Below are 20,103 nucleotides of genomic sequence, written 5' to 3' on the forward strand. Positions count from 1 at the left end.
CCGGCAAGGTCACGACCCCCTGCGGCAGCGCACCACCAAGCCCAGACCCCCCGCGGCAGCACGCCCAGACGCACCGACGCCGCGGGCGGGTGCTCGAGGCACCCGACCCGCGGCGTCGGAGATCGCTCAGTAGGACGGCTGGCTGGGGTCGATCTGGTCGACCCAGGCCACGACGCCGCCGGCGACGTGGACGGCGTCCTTGAAGCCGGCGCCCTTGAGGACGGCGAGGGCCTCGGCGGAGCGGACGCCCGACTTGCAGTGCAGCACGATCTGCTTGTCGTCGGGGAGCTCCGAGAGGGCCTTGCCGTTGAGGAAGTCGCCCTTGGGGATGAGGATCGAGCCGGGGATGTGGTTGATGTCCCGCTCGACCTGCTCCCGCACGTCGACGAGCACGAAGTCGCGTCCGCCGTCGTTGCGCTCCTTCAGCCACCCGTCGAGCTGGGCGACGGAGATCGTCGACCCGGCCGCGGCGTCGGCGGCCTCGTCGCTGATCGCACCGCAGAACGCCTCGTAGTCGCTGAGCAGCTCGGTCGGCAGCTCGCCCTCGGGGTCGCGCTGGATCTTCAGCGTCGTGTACCGCATCTCGAGCGCGTCGTAGACCATCAGACGGCCGATGAGCGGGTCGCCGATGCCGGTGATCAGCTTGATCGCCTCGGTGACCATGATCGACCCGATCGACGCGCACAGGACGCCGAGCACGCCGCCCTCGGCGCACGAGGGGACCATGCCGGGCGGCGGCGGCTCCGGGTAGAGGTCGCGGTACTGCGGACCCTCCTGGGCCCAGAACACCGACACCTGGCCCTCGAAGCGGTAGATCGAGCCCCACACGTACGGCTTGCCGAGGATGACGGCAGCGTCGTTCACGAGGTAGCGCGTGGCGAAGTTGTCGGTGCCGTCGACGATGAGGTCGTACTGGCTGAAGATGTCGAGGACGTTGTCGTTGTCGAGACGCGCCTCGTGCACGATCGTCTTCACGTAGGGGTTGACCTCGGCGACCGACTCGGCGGCGCTGACGGCCTTGGGCCGGTCGATGTCGGACTGGCCGTGGATGATCTGGCGCTGCAGGTTCGACTCGTCGACGACGTCGTCGTCGATGATGCCGAGCGTGCCGACACCGGCGGCCGCGAGGTAGAGCAGGGCCGGCGACCCGAGCCCGCCCGCGCCGATCACGAGCACCTTGGCGTTCTTGAGCCGCTTCTGCCCGTCCATCCCGACGTCGGGGATGATCAGGTGCCGGCTGTAGCGACGGACCTCGTCGATGGTCAGTTCGTCGGCGGGTTCCACGATGGGGGCGACCACGGCTGCTCCTCGCAGTGACGGTGAAGGGGACGTCCGGCACAACGCCGGTCGTGTCGTCCATTGTTCCCCGACCGTCCGACATGCGGTACCGACGTCCGTCCCGTGGACGCCGCACGACGACACGGGGTGCTCGCCGACGAGCGCGTGGGGACCGGGCACTAGGCTGTGCGGGTGAGCGAGACCCCGATCCTGCGCACGCGCGCCGGCCGACTGCCGCGCCGCGCCCGCCGCGCCCAGCTGCTGGAGGTCGCACTCGAGGTCTTCGTCGAGCAGGGCTACCACGCCGCGTCCATGGACGAGATCGCCGAGCGCGCCGGCGTCTCCAAGCCGGTCGTCTACCAGCACTTCCCCGGCAAGCTCGACCTCTACCTCGCCCTGCTGGAGTCCTCGTGCGACGAGGTCGTCGACGACATCAAGCGCGCCCTCGCGTCCACGCAGGACAACCGTCACCGCGTCGAGGCGACGATGCAGCTCTGGTACCAGTACGTCGCCGACCAGGGCGCGGCGTTCCGCCTCGTCTTCGAGTCCGACCTGACGAACGACCCCGACGTGCGCGAGCAGGTCGACCGGGTCGTGCGCGAGTCGGCGCTGGCGATCGCCGAGGTCATCCGCGAGGACACCGGCCTGCCGCAGGACGCCGCCTACCTCCTCGCCGTGAGCCTGGTCGGCATGGGCCACGTCGGGGCCCGCAACTGGCTGGCCGAGGCGTCGTCGCTGTCGCAGCAGGACGCCGTGCGTCTCGTCGGGCGGCTCGCCTGGCGCGGCATCGGCGGGTTCCCGCGCGACGTCACCGACGCCGACGGCGCCGAGTAGCCCCTTCTCCCACCCGCCCCACCCGCACGTCAGAGAGGACCGACCATGGAGGTCAAGATCGGCGTCCAGAACGCCGCCCGCGAGCTGTCCGTCGAGACCAGCGAGGCGCCCGACACGGTGCTCGCGAAGCTCGACTCCGCGCTGAAGGACGAGACCGTCTTCAGCCTCACCGACGACAAGGACCGTACGGTCGCCGTGCCGGCCGACAAGGTCGCCTACCTGTACTTCGTCGCCGACACCGGCCGCAAGGTCGGCTTCGGCGCGGTCACGCAGGAGAGCTGAGGTCCTCGGCGCGCGGGTGCCGTCACGCGGCGGCACCCGCAGCCCCGGCCTAGGCTCGCCCCCGTGACCTTCGCAGGCTTCCCCGTCGCCGCGCTCGACTTCTACGACGACCTCGAGGTCGACAACACGAAGACGTTCTGGGAGGAGCACCGGCACGTCTACGACGAGGCCGTGAAGGCGCCGATGGTCGCGCTCACGGCGGCGCTCGAGGACGAGTTCGGCCCGGCCAAGATCTTCCGGCCCTACCGCGACGTCCGGTTCGCGAAGGACAAGACGCCGTACAAGACGCACCAGGGGGCGTTCGTCGCCGTCGCCCCGTCGACGGGCTACTACGTGCAGGTCGGCGCCCCGGGCGTGCGCACCGGTGTGGGGTTCTACCAGGCGCCGCCGGCTCGGCTGGCGTCGTTCCGCGAGGCCGTCGACCACGAGACGTTCGGGATCGGGCTGCAGCGGATCCTGGGTCGGCTCGAGCGCCAGGGGTGGACGGTCGGGGGCGACGCGGCGAAGACCGCCCCGCGCGGCTGGTCGGCCGACCACCCGCGCATCGACCTCCTGCGGCACCGCTCGCTGACGCTCGGTCGCGACCACGGCTTCGAGCCGTACGTGCACACCGCGGAGCTGCTCGACCACGTACGCGCCGACTGGCGTGCGGGCAAGCCGTTCATCGACTGGATCCTCACGCACGTCCGCGGCTGAGCTCGACGTCGAGGCCGGACCGAGCCGAGCCGGGCGGTAGGTGGCGCGCGCATCCTCGCCCAGGGCGGTAGGTCGCGCGCGGCAAGCGCTGCACGTTCCGCGGGTCACCGACCGCCAGCACGGCCGAGACGCGCGCCACCTACCGCCCACCGGGGCGGCGCGGGGCGGCGCGGGGCGGGGCGGGGCGGCGCGGCGAAACCTAGGCGGCCAGGCCGAGGCGGGCCATGCGCTCGGTGTGGGCCTCGGTGATGCGGGTGAACATGCGCGAGATGGCGGTGAGGTCGAGGCCGGGGGTCTCCACTCCCCCGACGAGCACGGCGCTCAGCGCGTCGCGCTCGGCGACGAGGGTCTGGGCCTGGCGGAGGGCCTCGCCCATGAGCCGACGTCCCCAGAGGGCGAGCCGGCCGCCGACGCGGGGGTCGGCCTCGATCGCGGCGCGCACCTGCTCGACGACGAACTCCGAGTGCCCGGTGCCGCTGAGCGTGTCGATGACGGTCGTGCGCGTGACGGGGTCGAGGTAGGCGGCGATCTCGCGGTAGAAGTCGGCGGCCAGCCCGTCGCCGACGAAGGCCTTGACCAGGCCCTCGAGGAAGTCGGCGGGCTTGGTCTTGCGGTGGAAGTCGCCGAAGGTGGCGGCGAACGGCTCCATGGCGTCGAAGGGGTCCTCGCCCATCTCGACGAGGCGGTCGCGCAGCACCTCGAAGTGGTCGAACTCCGCGGCGGCCATGGTCGCGACCTCGACCTTGCTGCGCAGGTCGGGGGCCATCTGGGAGTCGGCGACGAGCCGCTCGCAGGCGCTGATCTCGCCGAACGCGAGGACGCCGAGCAGCTCGACGACACCGCGCCGGTACTCGGGGTCGTCGAGGGCGCTGGCGACCGGTGCCGCGGGCGTGTCGTCCGGGGGTGCCGCCGCGTCCTCGGGGGCCGACGGGTCGCTCGACTCTGCGTGGGAGGCCATGCGCCGCAGCGTAGCGCTCCCCCGCCACTCGGCTCCTGATTCTCGGGAAGCACGCCCCAACCGGTACCCTGGTGGTGCCCTTGGGGCCGTATCTCCGTCGTGAGCTCTCGGACGCACCGTCGTCGACGCCGCCTCACGACTCGACCCGAGCATCCTTTGTTCCCTCACGAATTCGAGATCCTGTGACCACGTTCACCGACTTGGGCGTCATGCCCGAGATCGCCGACGCGCTCGACGCCGTCGGCATCAGCAGCCCGTTCCCCATCCAGGAGATGACCCTCTCCGTCGCGCTGATGGGCACCGACCTCATCGGTCAGGCGCGCACCGGCACGGGCAAGACGCTGGCCTTCTCCATCCCGGTCATCCAGCGCACCGTCGCACCGCACGACCCCGACTACGACCAGCTGGCCGCTCCCGGCAAGCCGCAGGCCCTGGTCGTCGCGCCCACCCGCGAGCTCGCGCTGCAGGTGGCCAACGACATCAAGACGGCGTCCGCGAACCGCGGCACCCGCAACCTCACGATCTACGGCGGCGTGCCCTACGAGGGCCAGCTCGAGGCGCTCGAGAAGGGCGTCGACATCGTCGTCGGCACGCCCGGGCGCATCCTCGACCTCGCCAACCGTCGCGCGCTCGACCTCTCGCACGTGAAGTCGCTCGTGCTCGACGAGGCCGACGAGATGCTCGACCTCGGCTTCCTGCCCGACGTCGAGGCGATCCTGGCCAAGACGCCGGAGACCCGACAGACGATGCTGTTCTCGGCCACGATGCCGGGCGCGATCGTGTCGCTGGCGCGCAAGCACATGCGCCACCCCATGAACATCCGCGCCGAGTCGCCGGAGGAGAACCACACGGTCCCCGCCACGGCGCAGTTCGTGTGGCAGGCCCACGAGCTCGACAAGCCCGAGGTCATCGCCCGCATCCTGCAGGCCGAGGACGTCCAGCGCGTCATCATCTTCACCCGCACGAAGCGCACGGCGCAGCGCGTGGCCGACGACCTCATCGACCGCGGCTTCCCCGCCTCGCCCCTGCACGGCGACATGGCCCAGGGTGCGCGCGAGAAGGCGCTGCAGGGCTTCCGCGACGGCAAGGTCGACGTGCTCGTGGCCACCGACGTCGCCGCCCGCGGCATCGACGTCGCGAACATCAGCCACGTCATCAACTACAACTGCCCCGAGGACCACAAGACGTACGTGCACCGCATCGGTCGCACGGGTCGCGCCGGTGCCTCGGGCATCGCGGTCACCTTCGTCGACTGGGCCGACCTGTCGCGCTGGAAGCTGATCAACGCCGAGCTCGACCTGCCGTTCGCCGACCCGCAGGAGACGTACTCGACGTCCGACCACCTCTTCCACGACCTCGGCATCGACCGGTCCGTCAAGGGCCGGCTCAAGCCCCCGTCGCCGAAGGAGCCCCGCAAGGACGGCGACCGCGGCGGACGCGGTGGCCAGGGCGGTCGCGGGCAGGGCGGCGGACGCGGCCGCGACGGCCAGGGCGGACGCGGTCAGGGCGGCGGACGTCCGCAGGGCGAGCGCTCCTCCGGACCCCGCACCGACCAGCCGCGGGACGAGCAGGCCAAGGACGGCCAGGGCGGCGAGGGCACCGGCTCGAGCCGCAGCCGGAACCGTCGTCGCCGTCGCACCCGGGGCGGCCAGAAGGTCGAGGGCCAGAACGGCACCCAGACCGCTTCGGGCCAGACCGCCTCGAACGAGACGGCGCCCGCCTCGGCGGACTGACCCGGACCACGACGAAGGGCCCCACGCACGGCGTGGGGCCCTTCGTCGTGCCGGCTCAGAGCAGGCTCTTGGCCACCTCGCGGTACGCGTCGGCGCCCTTGTGGTTCTTGTGGACGCTGAGGATGGAGCGGCCGATCGCGGGCGCCTCGGCGAACCGGATCGACTTGGGGATCGGCGGGCTCAGGACGGGCAGCTCGAACTGCTCCTCGATCGAGGCGAGCACGGCGCGGGCGTGGTTGGTGCGCCCGTCGAACATCGTCGGCAGCACGCCGGCGACCTCGAGCTCGGAGTTGATGAACTGCTTGACGTCGTGGACGGTGTCGAGCAGCTGCAGCACCCCGCGGTGCGACAGGGTCTCCGCCTGCAGCGGGATGACGACCTTCTGCGACGCCGAGAGCGCGCCGACCGTCAGCACGCCGAGCGTGGGCGGGCAGTCGATGACGACCAGGTCGTAGTCGTCGGCGACCTTGTCGAGCGCGACGCGCAGCCGCTGCTCGCGCCCGGTGCGGCTGACGAGCGCCTCCTCCGCCTGCGTGACCGTGACGTTGGACGGCAGCAGGTGCATGCCGTCCTCGGTGACGACGATCGCGTCGGCCGGCTTGGCCTTGCCGAGCAGCACCTCCCCCACGGTCACGTCGACGTCCTCGGGGTCGATGCCCAGGGAGAACGTCAGCCCGCCCTGCGGGTCGAGGTCGACGAGCAGCACGCGCTTGCCGAGCTCGGCGAACGCCGCGCCGAGGGAGGCGACGGTGGTCGTCTTGCCGACGCCACCCTTCTGGTTCACCACGGAGATCGTCGTCGTCACGCGGCACATCATGCCACCGGAGACCGCCCCGTGGCTGCGACGTCCGCCACCGTGACGACATGGCATGCTGACGACATGACCCGCGCTCTCGTCACCGGCGCCACGGCCGGCATCGGACTGTCCTTCGCCCGCGCCCTCGCCGCCCGGGGCGACGACGTCGTGCTGCTCGCGCGCGACGAGCAGCGTCTGGAGCAGCTGGCCACCGAGCTGCGCGGTGCGCACGGCGTGCAGGCCGACGTCGTCGTGGCCGACCTGACCACCGCGGACGGACTGGCGGCGGCCGAGGCCGCCCTCGCCAGCACCACCGCACCCGTCGACCTGCTGGTGAACAACGCCGGCGCGTCGCTCGCGGGCTGGTTCGGCACCACCGACGTCGCCGACGAGGACCGTCAGCTCGACCTGCTCGTGCGGGCGCCGATGCACCTCATGGACACGGCGATCAAGTCGATGGTCGGACGTGGCCGCGGGCAGGTGGTCAACGTCGCGAGCGTGGCCGCCTTCACCCCGCGCGGGACCTACTCCGCCCACAAGGCGTGGCTGGTGAACCTGTCGCAGTGGGCCGACTGGCACTACGCGTCGTCGGGCGTGCGCGTCATGGTGCTGTGCCCCGGCTTCGTGCGCACGGAGTTCCACCAGCGCGCCGACATGGACATCTCGGGCGTGCCCCGCTGGATGTGGCTGAACAGCGACAAGCTCGTGGCCGCCGCGCTCGCCGACCTCGAGCGCGGCCGGACCGTGTCGGTCCCCAGCCTGCGCTACAAGGTGCTCGCGACCCTGGCCCGGCACGCCCCGACGTCGCTCGTGGCGCGCGCCGCCAAGCGCGGGCGATGAGCACACCCCGCTCCCTCGACCTCCCGCCGGGCGTGGTCGCCTCGACCGTGGAGACCCCGCGGGGGCGCTTCGCCGTGCACCACGCGCACGTCGAGCACCCGCGGGCCCACGTGCTGCTGGTCCCCGGCTGGACGGGCAGCAAGGAGGACTTCACGCCGCTGCTCCCGCTCGTCGCCGGCGCAGGATTCTCGGTGACGGCGTACGACCAGCGAGGACAGCACGAGACGAGCGCGGACGACGCCGACGACTTCTCGCTCGGTGCTCTCGCCGCCGACGCAGCCGCCCTCGCCGAGACCCTCGGCACGACGCCCGTGCACCTGCTGGGCCATTCCTTCGGTGGGCTCGTGGCGCAGACGGCGGCGATCGAGCACACCGCACGATGGGCGAGCCTGAGCCTGCTGTGCACCGGTCCCGCCGCGCTCGGCGCGAGCCCCGAGCGGCCGCTCGACGAGCTCGTCGCACGGCTCGACGGACCGGAGCCGATCGGCGACGTGTACCGCGCGCTGAAGGCGTCGACCCTCGGCACGCACCCGCCCGAGATCGAGGCGTTCCTGCTGCGCCGGTTCGAGACGAACTCGAGGGTCGGGCTGCGCGCACTGACCCAGCACCTGCTCGACGCCCCGGACCGGGTCGCCGAGGTCGCGGCCACCGGTCTCCCCGCGTGGGTGGGCCGAGGCGCCGGTGACGACGCGTGGCCGCACGCCGTGCAGGACGACCTCGCGGCACGACTGGGGACCACCGTGCAGGTGGTTCCCGGCGCCGACCACTCCCCCGCCGTCGAGAACCCGGTGGGTCTCGCCGCGGCCTGGCTCCCGTTCCTGGAGGACCTCACATGAGCGACGCACCCGTCACGCGTGGCTTCGTCGGCCGCCGCCGGCCCGCCCGGTCCGACCGTCTGCCGCCCGGCCAGTACGACGCGGGCCGTCAGTGGCCCGTGCTCTCGGCGGAGCCGACCCCGCAGGTCGACCTCGACCGGTGGACGTTGACGGTCGACGGCGCCGTGCTCGAGCCGCAGACCTGGGACTGGTCGGCGTTGCGGGCCCTGCCGCACGCGACGAGCACGGTCGACATCCACTGCGTCACGACGTGGTCGCGGTTCGACACAGCCTTCACCGGCGTCAGCGTCGAGACGCTGCTCGACGTCTGCGGCGTCGCCTCCGACGCCACCCACGTGGTCGCGCACACCGCGTCGGGCTACACGACCAACCTGCCGCTCGACGACGTGCGCGGTGACCGCGCCTGGGTGGTGTGGGAGGCCGACGGCGCGCCGCTGACGGCCGACCACGGCGGCCCGGTGCGTCTGCTCGTGCCGCACCTGTACTTCTGGAAGTCGGCCAAGTGGCTGACCCGCCTGGAGCTGCTCGACCACGACGAGCCCGGGTTCTGGGAGCGTGGCGGCTACCACGACCGCGGGGACCCGTGGCTCGAGCAGCGCTACCAGGGGGACCCGTGAGCAGCCGGCCCGCCGGCCCCGACCCTGTGGTCGAGAACCCGGGCGGCACCGGCTGGCAGCTGGCGACGGTGCGCGCGAAGGACCACCCGACGGAGGGCTTCGTGCGGCTGCGCCTGGAGCTGCCGGAGCCGGCCCCGCACCGCGCCGGTCAGCACTACGTCGTGCGGCTGCGGGCAGCGGACGGCTACACCGCGCAGCGGTCGTACTCGACGGCGTCCGCCCCCGGCGACCGGCTGGTGGAGCTGATGGTCGAGCGGATGGACGACGGCGAGGTGTCGGGGTTCCTGCACGACGAGGTGCGGGTCGGCGACACGTTCGAGGTGCGTGGACCGATCGGTCGCTGGTTCACCTGGGACGGTCGCGAGCGGGCGCTGGCGTTCGCCGGCGGGTCGGGCGTGGTGCCGATGGTCTCGATGCTCCGGCACGCGATCGGCACCGGGAACCCGGACGCGTTGCGGGTGGTGGCGGTGGCGAAGTCGCTGGACCGCCTCCCCTACGCCGACGAGCTGCTGGCATCGGGGGCGTTCGTGGCCCTGACGCGCGAGAACCTGGGCGCGCGGGTGGCCGCGCCGCCCTACCCGGACGAGGTCGCGCCGCTGCTCGACGACGTCGACGCGGCGTTCGTGTGCGGGTCGGTCGGGTTCGTCGGCTACGCCACGCGACTGCTGCGCGAGCAGGCGTTCCCGTCCGACAGCATCCGCGTGGAGCAGTTCGGCGAGACGGGCTGACGCCTCCCACCCCTCCCCTCACCCCGCTTCTGGACCCTTCCGGGGCACGTCGACGACCTCGAGTGCCCCGCAGGTGTCCACAAGTCGGGGATGGGTGGGGGTCAGGTGCGTTGGGTGCCGCGGAGCACGCCGCGGACGGCTCGGCGGGCGATGGGCCCGAGGCCGTCGAGCAGCTCGGCGACGGGCCGCAGACGGGCGAGCGGGTCGTCGGCCGGCCGGCTCCCCCCGGTCCGGGTGGGCTCCATGAGCTCGATGCCGACGAAGGCCGACGCCGCGAGGTCGGTGAGCACGTCGGCGTCGAAGATCTCGCCCACGGGCGACGTCGCGAGCAGACGCTCGAGCGTGGGGCGGACCGCGCCGGTCCACAGCCCGATCGCCCGACCCGCGGCGGTCGCGAGGTCGGGGTTGCCGTGGGAGGCGGCGAGGATCTGGCCGAGGACGGCCACGTTGCCCTCCTCACGCTCGTCGGCACGCACCTGCTCGGCGACGTCGATGAGGCTGGCCCACGTGGTGACCGCGTCGAGCGCCGGTCGGTGCCGGTCCACCCGCTCGCCGGTGAGCACCTGGCAGGCCTCGGCGACGAGCCCGTCGACGGTGCCGAAGTGGTAGAAGACCAGCGCCTGGTTGACGCCGCCGGTGGCGGCGATGGTGCGGGCCGACAGCTTCGCCATGCCCTGCTCGCGGATGGTCTGCATCGTGGCGTCGACGAGTCGGCGCCGGGTGGCCAGCGTGCGGGGGTCGTCGCTCACGCACCGAGCCTAGCCGCGTGGTCGACGACGTCATCGACGTGCCGTCGTGGGGCGCAGCGCCTTCCGGAGCGTGTGGAGCACCGGCCAGGCGGAGAGCAGGCAGACCGGGACGGCGAGGACGAACGTGAACTCGTTCCCGGGTCCGGTGAAGGCGCTGCACGCAAGGGCCAGTCCAACCAGGGTGACGGCGCAGACGAGCCAGGGCGCGACGTCGCCGAGCGGGCGGACGGCGACGAGCAGCAGGCCGGCGAGCAGGCCCGCCACGAGTCCGGTGAGCAGCCCGATCGGTACGGCGATGACCATCAGGATCAGCAGCATCGCCACCCCTTCGTCGAGGTCGGCGACGCTGACTCCGTCGAGGACGGCCCCGGACACCATCCAGCCGAGCACCACCCCCGCGGCCGTCACCGGGCCCCAGCACAGTCCTCCCAGCCAGACGCGACAGATCACGTCGGTGCCGGTGGGCGGTCGGGTGGTCGTCGGGGTGTCCATGCGTGCCTCCTTTTTTGAGCGGTTGCTCAGTTGAAGCATGACAGAGTTTGAGCAGATGCTCAAGAGCCTTCGGCGAGCTCTCGTCGACCCTCCGGCGCGTCGGCCCGGCTCCTCACCGGCCTGCGCTCCGAGAGGGCCTCGACCGGGCGACTGGCGACGGCGCTGGTCTGGGGTCTCGGGCTGTGGATGGGTGCTGGGGTGGACGCAGGATTCTGCGTTCGCGCGTCACAGGGCCAAGGATGCTGCGTTTGCTACGGGATCCCGTCGTGAAGGCAGAGGCGTTCGGCCTCGCCCGCGTGAACGAAGAATCCTGGGTGCCCTTTGCGTTGGGGAGACACGAGATTCTCCCTTCTCGCGGCACGGTCCACGAGAAGGAAGCATCGTTGCCACGCCTGGCTCAGTCGGCGGCGGATCTGCCACCTCACGAGCGCTCAGGAGGTGGCGGATCCACCGTGGAGGGGTCAGCCGAGGAGGCGCTCGTACTCCCCCGGGTCGGTGAGGTTGGCGCCGAGGTGGAAGGCCGACGACTTGCCTGTTCCGTGGTAGTCGCTGGAGCCGGTGACGACGAGGTCGAGGGCGCGGGCGACGTCGCGCAGGCCGCGACGGGCGGTGGCGTCGTGGTCGACGTGGTCGACCTCGATGCCGTCGAGGCCGAGGGCCGCCAGCTCCTCGAAGGCGTCGGCCGTGAGCACCCGGTCGCTGCCGCGCGACCACGGGTGCGCGACGACCGCCCGGCCACCGGCGTCCTTCAGCAGTCGCACCGCGTCGAGCAACGGAGCGGCGTAGCGCTCGACGTACGCGCGACCGCGGCTGTTCAGCCAGCCCTGGAACGCCTCGTCGCGGTGACCGATGTAGCCCTTCGCGACCATGGCGTCGGCGATGTGCGGACGTCCTGAGGCCGCCGCCGCCCCCGACTGCAGCGCGACGTCCTCCTCGGTGATGTCGATCCCGTGCTCGGCCAGCCGCGCGAGGATGCGCGGCAGGCGCTGGTCACGGCCCCCCAGCACCCGCTCCAGCTCCTCGACCAGGGGCGGGTGCGCCGGGTCGAAGGCGTAGCCCAGCAGGTGCACGCTCTCGCCGTGGAACGTCGTGGAGATCTCGATGCCCGGCACCACCACGACACCCTCTCCCGCTCGCCCGCAGCACGCGCCTCGTCCCAGCCGGTGGTCGCGTCGTGGTCGGTCAGTGCGACGACGTCGAGCCCGGCGAGCGCCGCGTTGACCACCAGCTCGGCGGGCGTGTCGGTCCCGTCGGAGCGGTTGGAGTGGGTGTGGAGATCGATCCTCACGAGGTCAGGCTAGAGGGTCGGGCCGACGTTCCAGCGCTGCACCACGGGCTGGCCGCGGTCGTCGCCCAGCACGGAGTAGGTCGCGGTGTCGAGGTCGAAGATGCGTCCGTCCTGCACGGGCAGGCCCAGCCAGCGCGCGGCCAGCACCCGCAGGCTGTGGCCATGGGCGAAGACGAGCACCCGGCCGTCCGTCGCCCGCACGCGCTCGACCACCCGGTCGAGCCGGGCCCCCACCTCGTCGGCCGTCTCGCCGCCCGGCACCGGGTGGTCCCAGATGGTCCAGGCCGGCACCGACTCGCGGATCTGCGGCGTCGTGAGTCCCTCGTAGTCGCCGTAGTCCCACTCGGCGAGGTCGTCCTCGATCGTCGCCTCCGTGAAGCCGGCGAGCGCGGCCGTGCGCCGCGCTCGGAGCCGGGGGCTGGTGAGCACCAGGTCGAAGTCGACGTCCGCCAGCGCGGGGGCGAGGGCCTTCGCCGTCGCCTCCCCCGCCGCGGTCAGCTCGATGTCGGTACGACCGGTGTGCCGACCCGCGAGGCTCCACTCGGTCTGCCCGTGCCGCACCAGGACCAGGGTGGCACCCATCAGCGCGGCACCAGGGCCCAGAGGTCGAGGTCGAGGAGCACGCCCTCGGCGTACTTCCCGTCGTCGCCGCGCAGCGTGGTCGTCTCGTCGCGTCCCTTGGTGGCGACGAGCCGCAGCCGCAGCGCGCCGACCCCGGTGCCCTCCCAGGCTGCCGGGGTGGCCTTGTCGAGCACCTCCGACCACGCATACACGGTGTCGCCGGCGAACGCGGGCGCCACGTGCGAGCCGGCGTTGATCGCGGCGACGAGCTGCGCGTTCGCCAGGCCGTTGAAGGACAGGGCACGGGCCAGCGAGATCACGTGGCCGCCGTACACGAGTCGTCGACCGTCGGGGCGGGCCTCGGTGTTGAAGTGCACCTTGGCCGTGTTCTGCCACAGCCGGGTGGCCATCATGTGCTCGGACTCGCTGAGCGTGACGCCGTCGACGTGGTCGATGGTCTCGCCGACCGTGTAGTCGTCGAAGCGGTGCGGCTCGCCGGCCGCGGTGGTGTCGTAGGCCGAGAAGTCCAGGCCGGCGGGCAGCACGAGGTCGTCGGGCGCGACGACCTCGGCCACCTCGGGCACCACGGTCTCCGGGGCGGGTGCGTCGGCGTCACGTTTGTGCACCATGACCCAGCGCACCCAGTCGAGCGCGACCTCGCCCCGCTGGTTGGTGGCGGTCGAGCGGACGTAGACGACGCCGGTGCGACCGTTGGAGTTCTGCTTGAGGCCGATGACCTCCGAGCTCGTGCGCAGCGTGTCGCCGGTGAGCACCGGACGGTGGAAGCGGCACTCGGCGTAGCCGAGGTTCGCGACGGCGTTGAGCGAGACGTCGGGGACCGTCTTGCCGAACGCGACGTGGAAGGCGACGAGGTCCTCGACGGGGTGGTCCTGCAGTCCGACGGAGGCGGCGAACTCGGCCGAGGAGGGGATGGCGAACCGGGTCGGGTAGATCGCGCCGTAGAGGGCGCGGTCACCGTCGGTGATCGTGCGCGGCGTGGCGTGCTCGATCACCTGGCCGACACGGAAGTCCTCGAAGAAGTTGCCGGGGTTGGTCTTGGTCATGGCTCTCCTGGGTCGCGCCCCACCGCCGTCGGCGGGGCGGAGGGGCACGGCGCGGGGCCGCGGGACGGTCAGGCGAAGGGGTTCTGGCGCGCCTCGGGCAGGTCGGCGATGAGCTCCTGGGCCCGGGCCCGGTGCTTGTGCTCGACCAGCACCTCGTACTTCGTGGCCACGACGCTGCTGACGGAGCTGAAGTCGCGCCGGCCGCGGGTGGCCGCGTAGCCGAGCAGGGCCCAGACCACGCCGAACACGATGCCGATGCCGAGCCCGCCGACGACGCTCTGCAGGAGGGTGCTCTCGCTGCTGAAGAGGCTCAGCAGCAGGCCGACGAACACACCGAGCCAGGCGCCCGAGGCAGCACCTGCGCCGGCCACGCGGCTGGTCGTGAGTCGCCCGGTGACGCGCTCGACCTGCTTGAGGTCGGTGCCGACGACGAGGAGGTTCTGGACGGGGAACTCCTGGTCGGACAGGTGGTCGACGACCTTCTGCGCGGTGGCGTAGTCGTCGTAGACACCGAGCGACTGCGGGAACTCGAGCGTGAAGAGACCCTGGTTGACGGGAGGCATGCCGCCAGTCTAGGACGCAGCGTCCTGGTCGCCCACGGACCTCCGACCCGCGGACGCACGCTCACGACCAGCTCGAGCGCAGCAGCGTCACGACGTCGAGCGGGGTGGTGCCGTAGGCCGACGTCAGCGCGGCCTCCCCCGCCGGCGACGTCGACGCGACGACCTCCGCCGGGCCGAACCACCGTGCCCAGGCGGCCGCGAAGGCACGACGCCGCTGGACGTTGCGCGCCAGCTCCGTCGGCACGGCGTACCAGGTGCGCGCCACGGGTCGGGCACGGCCGAGCAGCACGCGCCAGCCCGTGCCCGCGGACGGCGGTGGCGCCTGGTGACGCGCGACCAGCCAGCGGGGTGCGACGAGCGGCCCCAGCAGCTCCTCCACGAGGTCGACGAAGGTCGAGGCCGCAGCCGCGTCGGCGTCCAGCTCGAACCGGTACGTGCCGGTCGCGTCGACCACCGCACGCACCCCCACCGCCCCGGGACCACCCAGACCGCCCTGGGCCATGGCGTCGGCGACGACCCACGCGTGGGCCGCGAGGCCCGGGTCGCGGGCGGCCTCGCGTGCGGCGTCCCACGGCTCCAGCCGCGCGGAACGACCGGTGGACACGACACCGTCCTCACCCATCCGCGCCCACGGCGGCTCGGGTGCGGGCATCGTCGCGGGCTCCGCGCGGACACCCTCTGCGACGTCGTCCGGGCGGACGCGGATCGCGCGCCGGACCTCGTCGCGGTACGGCTCGCCGACGCGCCAGCGGGCCCGCACGACGTCGCGCTCCCCTGCGCGCTGCGTCATGTCGAGCGCGACGACGTCGAACAGGTCGGGATCCGGCGGGACGAACGGCGAGAAGCGGGCGTCCACGTGCGCGACGCCGGAGACGACCTGCCCGTCGTCGTCGACGCCGAAGTAGCCGTCGTGCTTGCGCACGAAGCGGCGCCAGTCGGAGTCGCCACCCGGGTGCTCGGGCGCGACGCAGACGACGCTCCACGTGGTGGCGACCTTGTCGGGCCACGTCGGGTCGGTGCGCAGCGCCCGGCCGCGCGTCTGGGTCACGGCCGACGTCGTCGACGCGGTGGACAGGTCGACCAGCGTCGAGACCCGCGGTGCGTCCCAGCCCTCGCCGAGCAGCGCGCGGGTGCCGACGAGGACGTCGCAGTGGCCCTCCTGGAAGGCTCGGGTGACCAGCGGCGTCCACCGTCGGCTGGTCCAGGGGCCCACGAGACGGAGCAGCCGGTCCTCGGCGCCCTCGAGCGGCTCGGTGCGCAGCTCGAGCTCCGGGGCGATCCGGCGCAGCACCTCGACGAGACGCCGCGCCGTGGCGCAGCCGGCCGCGACGGTGCGTCCGGTGAGCAGCACCGGCTCGAAGCCGCCGTCGAGGAGGGCGTCCATGACCTCCAGCGCCGACCCGTGCTCGGCGGGTGCGTCGCGGAGCACGAGCGACGACGTGGGCGAGGCTCGCTCGTGGTCGCACACGACGACCGCGCGCAGCCGCTCGCCCAGCGCGTCCCGCTCGGCCTGCAGCACCGCGGCGGCCGCGCGCATCTTGCCGGCGCTGCGCGAGAGCACACGGTCGACCGGGGACCCGGCCCCGCTGACCCCACGCCGCGTGACGCGGAACCCGATGCCCGGCATGGCGCGGCGCAGGTCCTCGAGCACGCCGCGGTCGGCGTCGACGTCGCTGCGGGCGAGGCAGCCGCGCACCCAGTCGTCGACGAGCCGGGCCCAGTCCTCGGCGGTCAGGTCGGTCCGGTGCTGCTCGCGCAGGACGGCGTCGCGCGGGAGGTCGAGCAGGTCGGCGTGCACGAGCCGGAGCACCGCCGTGGCCAGGCTCGGATCGTCGCGCTCGAAGGTGGTCCACGGGACGGGCAGCTCGCCGATCCTCCGGTCGAACCAGGTCAGCAGCGGCACGGAGCCGTACCCGGGGCTCAGCAGCTCGGTGGTCAGCTCGGCGAACCGCACCGCCGACGACGCGAGCCACGCCTCCTCCTCGGCGGAGGGCCGCACCAGCCAGGCCAGCTCGGCGAACGGGGCGAGGTCGCCCTCGCGGACCGCCGCCGGGATCGAGGCCTGGTAGGCGAGGTCGCCGAACAGCTCCTCGACCTGCTCGGCCTGTCGCCGCGAGAGCACGCCGGGCGGCGTGGCGGTGAGGCCGAGGACCAGCACGTCCTCGAGCGGGTCGAGCACCTCGCGCAGCAGCGCCCCCCAGGTCTCGAGGAGGTGGTGGCACTCGTCGAGCACGACGGTCAGCGGACCGGCCTCGCGCAACGCGGCCACGAGCGCGCGGCCGTTCTCGTGGAGCCGGTCCACGAGCGGGCCCGTCCCACGGGCCGACCCTGCGCCGTCGTCGTCCTCGTCGTCCGGCGAGAAGGTCGCGATCGCCTGGTAGGTCAGGACGGTCACGTCGGCGGCGAGGTCGCGGTCCGGGCTCGCGGACCCGAGGCCGTAGCGCGCCCAGGTGGCGATCCACTGCGCCTGGATCGCCGTGTTGGGCGCGAGCACGACGGCCCGGCGCCGCTCGGCGGCGAGCCGCGCCGCCACCAGCTCGGTCCCGAGCACGGTCTTCCCCGCGCCGGGCGGCAGCGACACCCATGACCTGCGCCGACCTGCGGTGCGCGCGCGCTCGACGGCGGCGAGGGCCTCGGCCTGGAAGCGGCGCAGCGCGAACGGGCCGGTCATGCGCCCATCATCGCCCGGCCGGCCGGTTCAGGTCGCCGGGACGTGCCGTCGCAGGAACGCGAGCTCGTCGCGCACCGTCGTCTCGAACTCCTCGCCGACGTAGATGTCGAAGTGTCCGGCGTCGCGGCGCACCACCTCGCCCCGCGGCGCCCTCTCGACGTGCTTGAGCGTGGCCCGCGCGGGCGCGACCGTGTCGCGCTCGCACACGACGAACAGTGCCGGGCAGCGCAGCCGACGCGCCTTCGCCCCGGGCCGGCCGAGCGCGATGTCGAGCGCCACGCGGGCGGCGACCTCGTTGCGGAAGGTCGAGCCCTCCTCCACCAGCGCCAGGTAGCCCGGCACGGCGTCGGGGGCCGTCATCAGCGCGACGGTGCCCGGCTCGCCGGCCAGCGGGATGCTGCGGGGGCGACGCCCGAACCAGCTGCCCACGAGGTCGCGGAGCGCCCGCAGCGTCACGCGCAGCGACGTGAAGGGGGCGACGGCCAGGCTGGAGGCCAGTCCGTCGGTGTACGGGCACTGCGACACGACGGCCGCGACCGACGGGTCGTCGGCGGCCACGGCGATGACGTGCCCGCCGGAGAACGACGAGCCCCACAGCACGGTGCGGGAGGCGTCGACGCCGGGCAGCGTGCGCGCGAACGCGACGGCGGCCGCCCAGTCCTGCCGCTGACGACGCACGGACAGCAGCTGGCGCGGCTGTCCGTCGCTGGCCCCGAAGTGCCGGTAGTCGAAGACCAGGCACGCGTAGCCGGCCTCGGCGAACCGCTCCGCGAACGCGTCGAGACGCATCTCGCGCACACCGCCGAGGCCGTGCGCCATGACGATCACGGGTCGAGCGGCTCCCCCGTCGCCGTCCGGCCGGTAGAGCCAGGCGGCGACGGAGGTGCCCTGCGACGCGAACGTGACGTCCTCGCGCACGCTCATGTCAGAGCTTGTAGTCCCTGAGCAGCGCGCGCCCGATGATCATCTTCTGGATGTCGGACGTGCCCTCGCCGATGAGCATGAACTTGACCTCGCGCATGAGGCGCTCGATCTCGTACTCCTTGGAGTAGCCGTAGCCACCGTGGATCCGGAAGGAGTCCTCGACGACCTCGTTGGCGTACTCGCTCGCGAGCATCTTGGCCATGCCGGCCTCGACGTCCATGCGCTTGCCGGTGTCCTTCAGGCGTGCGGAGCGGACCATCATCGCGTGGATCGTCTCGACCTTGGTGGCCATCTCCGCGAGGCGGAAGAGGACGGCCTGGTGGTCGGCGATCTGCTTGCCGAAGGTCTTGCGCTGCTGCGCGTAGGCGATGCCCAGCTCGAAGCCACGGATGGCGAGGCCGCAGGCGCGGGCCGCGACGTTGACGCGGCCGACCTCGACGCCGTCCATCATCTGGAAGAAGCCCTTGCCCGGCTCGCCGCCGAGGATCTGGTCGGCGGAGATCTGGTGGTCCTCGAGGATGAGCTCGGTCGTCTCGACGCCCTTGTAGCCCATCTTGGCGATCTTGCCCGGCACGGTGACGCCCTGGGCGGTCTCGCCGAAGCCGGGCTCCTTCTCCACGAGGAACGTGGTCATGTTCTTGTAGACCGAGTCGGCGCCCTCGTCGGTCTTGCAGAGCACCGCGACGAGCGTCGAGGTGCCGCCGTTGGTCAGCCACATCTTCTGGCCGGTGATCGAGTAGGAGCCGTCGTCCTTCTTCGTCGCCTTGGTCGAGACGGCCGACACGTCGGAGCCGAGACCCGGCTCGGACATGGAGAACGCGCCCCGGACCTCGCCGACGGCCATCTTCGGCAGGTACTTCTGCTTCTGCTCCTCCGTGCCGTGCTGCTGCAGCAGGTAGGCGACGATGAAGTGGGTGTTGATGACGCCGGAGACGCTCATCCAGCCGCGGGCGATCTCCTCCACGACCAGCGCGTAGGTGAGCAGCGACTCGCCGAGTCCGCCGAACTCCTCGGGGATCGTCAGGCCGAAGACGCCGAGCTCCTTGAGTCCCTCGATGATCTCGGTCGGGTACTCGTCGTCGTGCTCGAGCTGCTGGGCGACCGGGATGATCTTCTCGTCCACGAAGTCGCGGATGGTCTCGAGGATCGCGGTCTGCTCCTCGGTGAGGTTCTCGGTGCTGGCGAGGCGTCCCATGCGTTGTTCCTCCGTCTCGTGGGTGACACGCCGACGATACCCGCGAGTAACGTCCAGCACCGCAGGACTCCCCGTGAGCCGTCGCACAGGGTGGCGGGAGCGGCGACGTCAGGCGACCGGCTCGACCGGCGTCCGCCGCGCCCGCACGACCACCGCGAGGCCCACCAGCACGAGCAGGAGACCGACGTACACGCCCACCGGGGGCGCCTGGCCGAGGAACACCGCGGCCAGCAGGGCCGCGCCCGGCACCTCGAGGAGCAGGACGAGCGAGATGACGGTCGGGCTCATGACGGCCAGCAGGTGGTTGAACAGCGAGTGCCCCAGCAGCTGGGCACACACCGTGACCGCCGCCAGCAGCAGCCACACGTGCGCGTCGTAGCCCACGAAGGACGCGCCGGTGGCGAGGCAGGCGACGGCGAGCACCGTGGCGCAGGTGCCGTAGCAGAAGGTGGTGTAGTGGGTCGTGCTGAGCCGGCGTCGCGCGGACTCCCCCGCCACCAGGTACAGCGCGGCGCCGAGCCCGCCGACGATCGCGAGCAGGTCGCCCAGGAGGGCACGGCGCGAGACCGTCAGGTCGACGCCGGACACGACCAGGACCCCGACCGACGCGACGACGCAGCCGAGGAGCACCGCGCGTCCCGGACGCACGCCACGCAGCCGGTCCACGAGCACCACCCAGACCAACTGGGTGGAGGTGAGGGCCGTCGCCGCCGCCACCGTCGTGAGCTTCAGTGCCCCGACCCAGGCGGCGAAGTGCACGGCCAGCATCACGCCCGCGAAGACCGTGCCGCGCAGGTCGGCCCAGCGCAGGCCCGTGAGCGCGGTGCGGCTGCCCACCGCGAACGGCGCGAGCACGACGGTCGCGGCTGCGTTGCGCCAGAAGGCGATGACGAGCGCCGGCGCCGCCGTGGCCGTCATGAGCGGCCCCGACGCGCTGACGCCCAGCAGACCGACGACCGTGAGCAGGAGGGTCATGCGGGGTGCCGTCGCCCGGACCC

At 72.6% G+C, this 20,103-nt stretch carries 21 protein-coding genes and 1 pseudogene; 8 read left to right on the forward strand and 14 right to left on the reverse strand.

Annotation, left to right across the window (positions count from 1 at the left end; genetic code table 11):
* Positions 1-126: 126 nt before the first annotated feature.
* Entirely contained in the window at positions 127-1,299 is a 1,173-nt protein-coding gene (gene moeZ / locus QE370_RS16820; RefSeq protein ID WP_253027166.1) for an adenylyltransferase/sulfurtransferase MoeZ, read from the reverse strand.
* Positions 1,300-1,470: 171 nt separating this feature from the next.
* On the opposite strand from moeZ, the gene QE370_RS16825 reads away from it, so the two are divergent.
* The 3 genes from QE370_RS16825 to QE370_RS16835 all read left to right on the forward strand — a co-directional run bounded on the left by QE370_RS16825 (position 1,471) and on the right by QE370_RS16835 (position 3,090).
* A complete protein-coding gene (locus QE370_RS16825) occupies positions 1,471-2,112 on the forward strand; it encodes a TetR/AcrR family transcriptional regulator (RefSeq protein WP_370186822.1) in 642 nt (213 codons plus the stop codon).
* Between the two features lie 45 nt (positions 2,113-2,157).
* Positions 2,158-2,394 (forward strand): DUF3107 domain-containing protein, encoded by a 237-nt coding sequence (locus QE370_RS16830; protein ID WP_309635063.1) that lies wholly within the window; start codon positions 2,158-2,160, stop codon positions 2,392-2,394.
* Positions 2,395-2,457: 63 nt separating this feature from the next.
* Positions 2,458-3,090, forward strand: coding sequence for a DUF2461 domain-containing protein (locus QE370_RS16835; protein ID WP_309635064.1), 633 nt, complete (start codon positions 2,458-2,460; stop codon positions 3,088-3,090).
* Between the two features lie 199 nt (positions 3,091-3,289).
* Here the strand turns inward: QE370_RS16835 and QE370_RS16840 are convergent, their stop codons facing one another.
* A complete protein-coding gene (locus QE370_RS16840) occupies positions 3,290-4,048 on the reverse strand; it encodes a ferritin-like fold-containing protein (RefSeq protein WP_253027364.1) in 759 nt (252 codons plus the stop codon).
* A 209-nt stretch (positions 4,049-4,257) separates the two neighbouring features.
* Here QE370_RS16840 and QE370_RS16845 point away from each other — a divergent pair, with 209 nt between their 5' ends.
* The gene (locus tag QE370_RS16845; RefSeq protein WP_396127839.1) at positions 4,258-5,781 is read left to right on the forward strand and encodes a DEAD/DEAH box helicase; all 1,524 of its coding nucleotides are present in this window, start codon (positions 4,258-4,260) and stop codon (positions 5,779-5,781) included.
* 55 nt (positions 5,782-5,836) lie between these two features.
* Here QE370_RS16845 and QE370_RS16850 read toward each other — a convergent pair whose 3' ends face one another.
* Positions 5,837-6,595 carry a ParA family protein gene (locus QE370_RS16850; protein WP_253026866.1) on the reverse strand — a complete coding sequence of 253 codons (759 nt, stop codon included), beginning with the start codon at positions 6,593-6,595 and terminating at the stop codon, positions 5,837-5,839.
* A 66-nt stretch (positions 6,596-6,661) separates the two neighbouring features.
* Between QE370_RS16850 and QE370_RS16855 the strand changes: the two genes are divergently transcribed.
* Genes QE370_RS16855 through QE370_RS16870 form a run of 4 tightly spaced genes read left to right on the forward strand, consistent with a single transcriptional unit; the run spans position 6,662 to position 9,598 of the window.
* The gene (locus QE370_RS16855; protein WP_253026850.1) at positions 6,662-7,417 is read left to right on the forward strand and encodes an SDR family oxidoreductase; all 756 of its coding nucleotides are present in this window, start codon (positions 6,662-6,664) and stop codon (positions 7,415-7,417) included.
* Positions 7,414-8,253, forward strand: a complete 840-nt coding sequence (locus tag QE370_RS16860) for an alpha/beta fold hydrolase (RefSeq protein ID WP_253026852.1) — start codon at positions 7,414-7,416, stop codon at positions 8,251-8,253. Before QE370_RS16855 ends, QE370_RS16860 begins: the two co-directional genes overlap by 4 nt.
* Positions 8,250-8,870, forward strand: a complete 621-nt coding sequence (locus QE370_RS16865) for a sulfite oxidase-like oxidoreductase (RefSeq protein ID WP_309635065.1) — start codon at positions 8,250-8,252, stop codon at positions 8,868-8,870. The genes QE370_RS16860 and QE370_RS16865 overlap by 4 nt, the downstream gene beginning before the upstream one ends.
* On the forward strand, positions 8,867-9,598 hold the full coding sequence (locus tag QE370_RS16870; RefSeq protein ID WP_309635066.1) for an FAD-binding oxidoreductase: 732 nt from the start codon (positions 8,867-8,869) through the stop codon (positions 9,596-9,598). Before QE370_RS16865 ends, QE370_RS16870 begins: the two co-directional genes overlap by 4 nt.
* Positions 9,599-9,699: 101 nt before the next feature.
* Here QE370_RS16870 and QE370_RS16875 read toward each other — a convergent pair whose 3' ends face one another.
* The 11 genes and pseudogenes from QE370_RS16875 to QE370_RS16925 form a co-directional block, all read right to left on the reverse strand.
* The gene (locus tag QE370_RS16875; protein ID WP_309635067.1) at positions 9,700-10,347 is read right to left on the reverse strand and encodes a TetR/AcrR family transcriptional regulator; all 648 of its coding nucleotides are present in this window, start codon (positions 10,345-10,347) and stop codon (positions 9,700-9,702) included.
* Between the two features lie 30 nt (positions 10,348-10,377).
* Positions 10,378-10,839: a hypothetical protein gene (locus tag QE370_RS16880; RefSeq protein WP_309635068.1), complete on the reverse strand. Its 462-nt coding sequence runs from the start codon at positions 10,837-10,839 to the stop codon at positions 10,378-10,380.
* A 461-nt stretch (positions 10,840-11,300) separates the two neighbouring features.
* Positions 11,301-11,954, reverse strand: coding sequence for a phosphatase (locus QE370_RS16885; RefSeq protein ID WP_309635283.1), 654 nt, complete (start codon positions 11,952-11,954; stop codon positions 11,301-11,303).
* A 77-nt stretch (positions 11,955-12,031) separates the two neighbouring features.
* Positions 12,032-12,127: pseudogene (locus QE370_RS16890) on the reverse strand (PHP domain-containing protein); the annotation flags it as partial.
* A 9-nt stretch (positions 12,128-12,136) separates the two neighbouring features.
* Positions 12,137-12,709, reverse strand: a complete 573-nt coding sequence (locus QE370_RS16895; protein WP_309635069.1) for a histidine phosphatase family protein — start codon at positions 12,707-12,709, stop codon at positions 12,137-12,139.
* Complete coding sequence (locus tag QE370_RS16900) at positions 12,709-13,752, reverse strand: MaoC family dehydratase (protein ID WP_309635070.1); 1,044 nt, start codon at positions 13,750-13,752, stop codon at positions 12,709-12,711. The genes QE370_RS16895 and QE370_RS16900 overlap by 1 nt, the downstream gene beginning before the upstream one ends.
* Positions 13,753-13,820: 68 nt before the next feature.
* Positions 13,821-14,315, reverse strand: a complete 495-nt coding sequence (locus tag QE370_RS16905) for a general stress protein (RefSeq protein WP_067855831.1) — start codon at positions 14,313-14,315, stop codon at positions 13,821-13,823.
* Positions 14,316-14,376: 61 nt separating this feature from the next.
* A complete protein-coding gene (locus tag QE370_RS16910) occupies positions 14,377-16,986 on the reverse strand; it encodes a DEAD/DEAH box helicase family protein (RefSeq protein WP_309635071.1) in 2,610 nt (869 codons plus the stop codon).
* A gap of 27 nt (positions 16,987-17,013) precedes the next feature.
* Positions 17,014-17,910, reverse strand: a complete 897-nt coding sequence (locus QE370_RS16915) for an alpha/beta fold hydrolase (RefSeq protein WP_309635072.1) — start codon at positions 17,908-17,910, stop codon at positions 17,014-17,016.
* 1 nt (position 17,911) lies between these two features.
* Complete coding sequence (locus QE370_RS16920) at positions 17,912-19,105, reverse strand: acyl-CoA dehydrogenase family protein (RefSeq protein ID WP_309635073.1); 1,194 nt, start codon at positions 19,103-19,105, stop codon at positions 17,912-17,914.
* Positions 19,106-19,213: 108 nt separating this feature from the next.
* Positions 19,214-20,080, reverse strand: a complete 867-nt coding sequence (locus tag QE370_RS16925; protein WP_309635074.1) for a DMT family transporter — start codon at positions 20,078-20,080, stop codon at positions 19,214-19,216.
* Positions 20,081-20,103 lie beyond the last annotated feature (23 nt).

Source organism: Aeromicrobium sp. SORGH_AS_0981 (assembly GCF_031453195.1).
Classification (GTDB): domain Bacteria; phylum Actinomycetota; class Actinomycetes; order Propionibacteriales; family Nocardioidaceae; genus Aeromicrobium.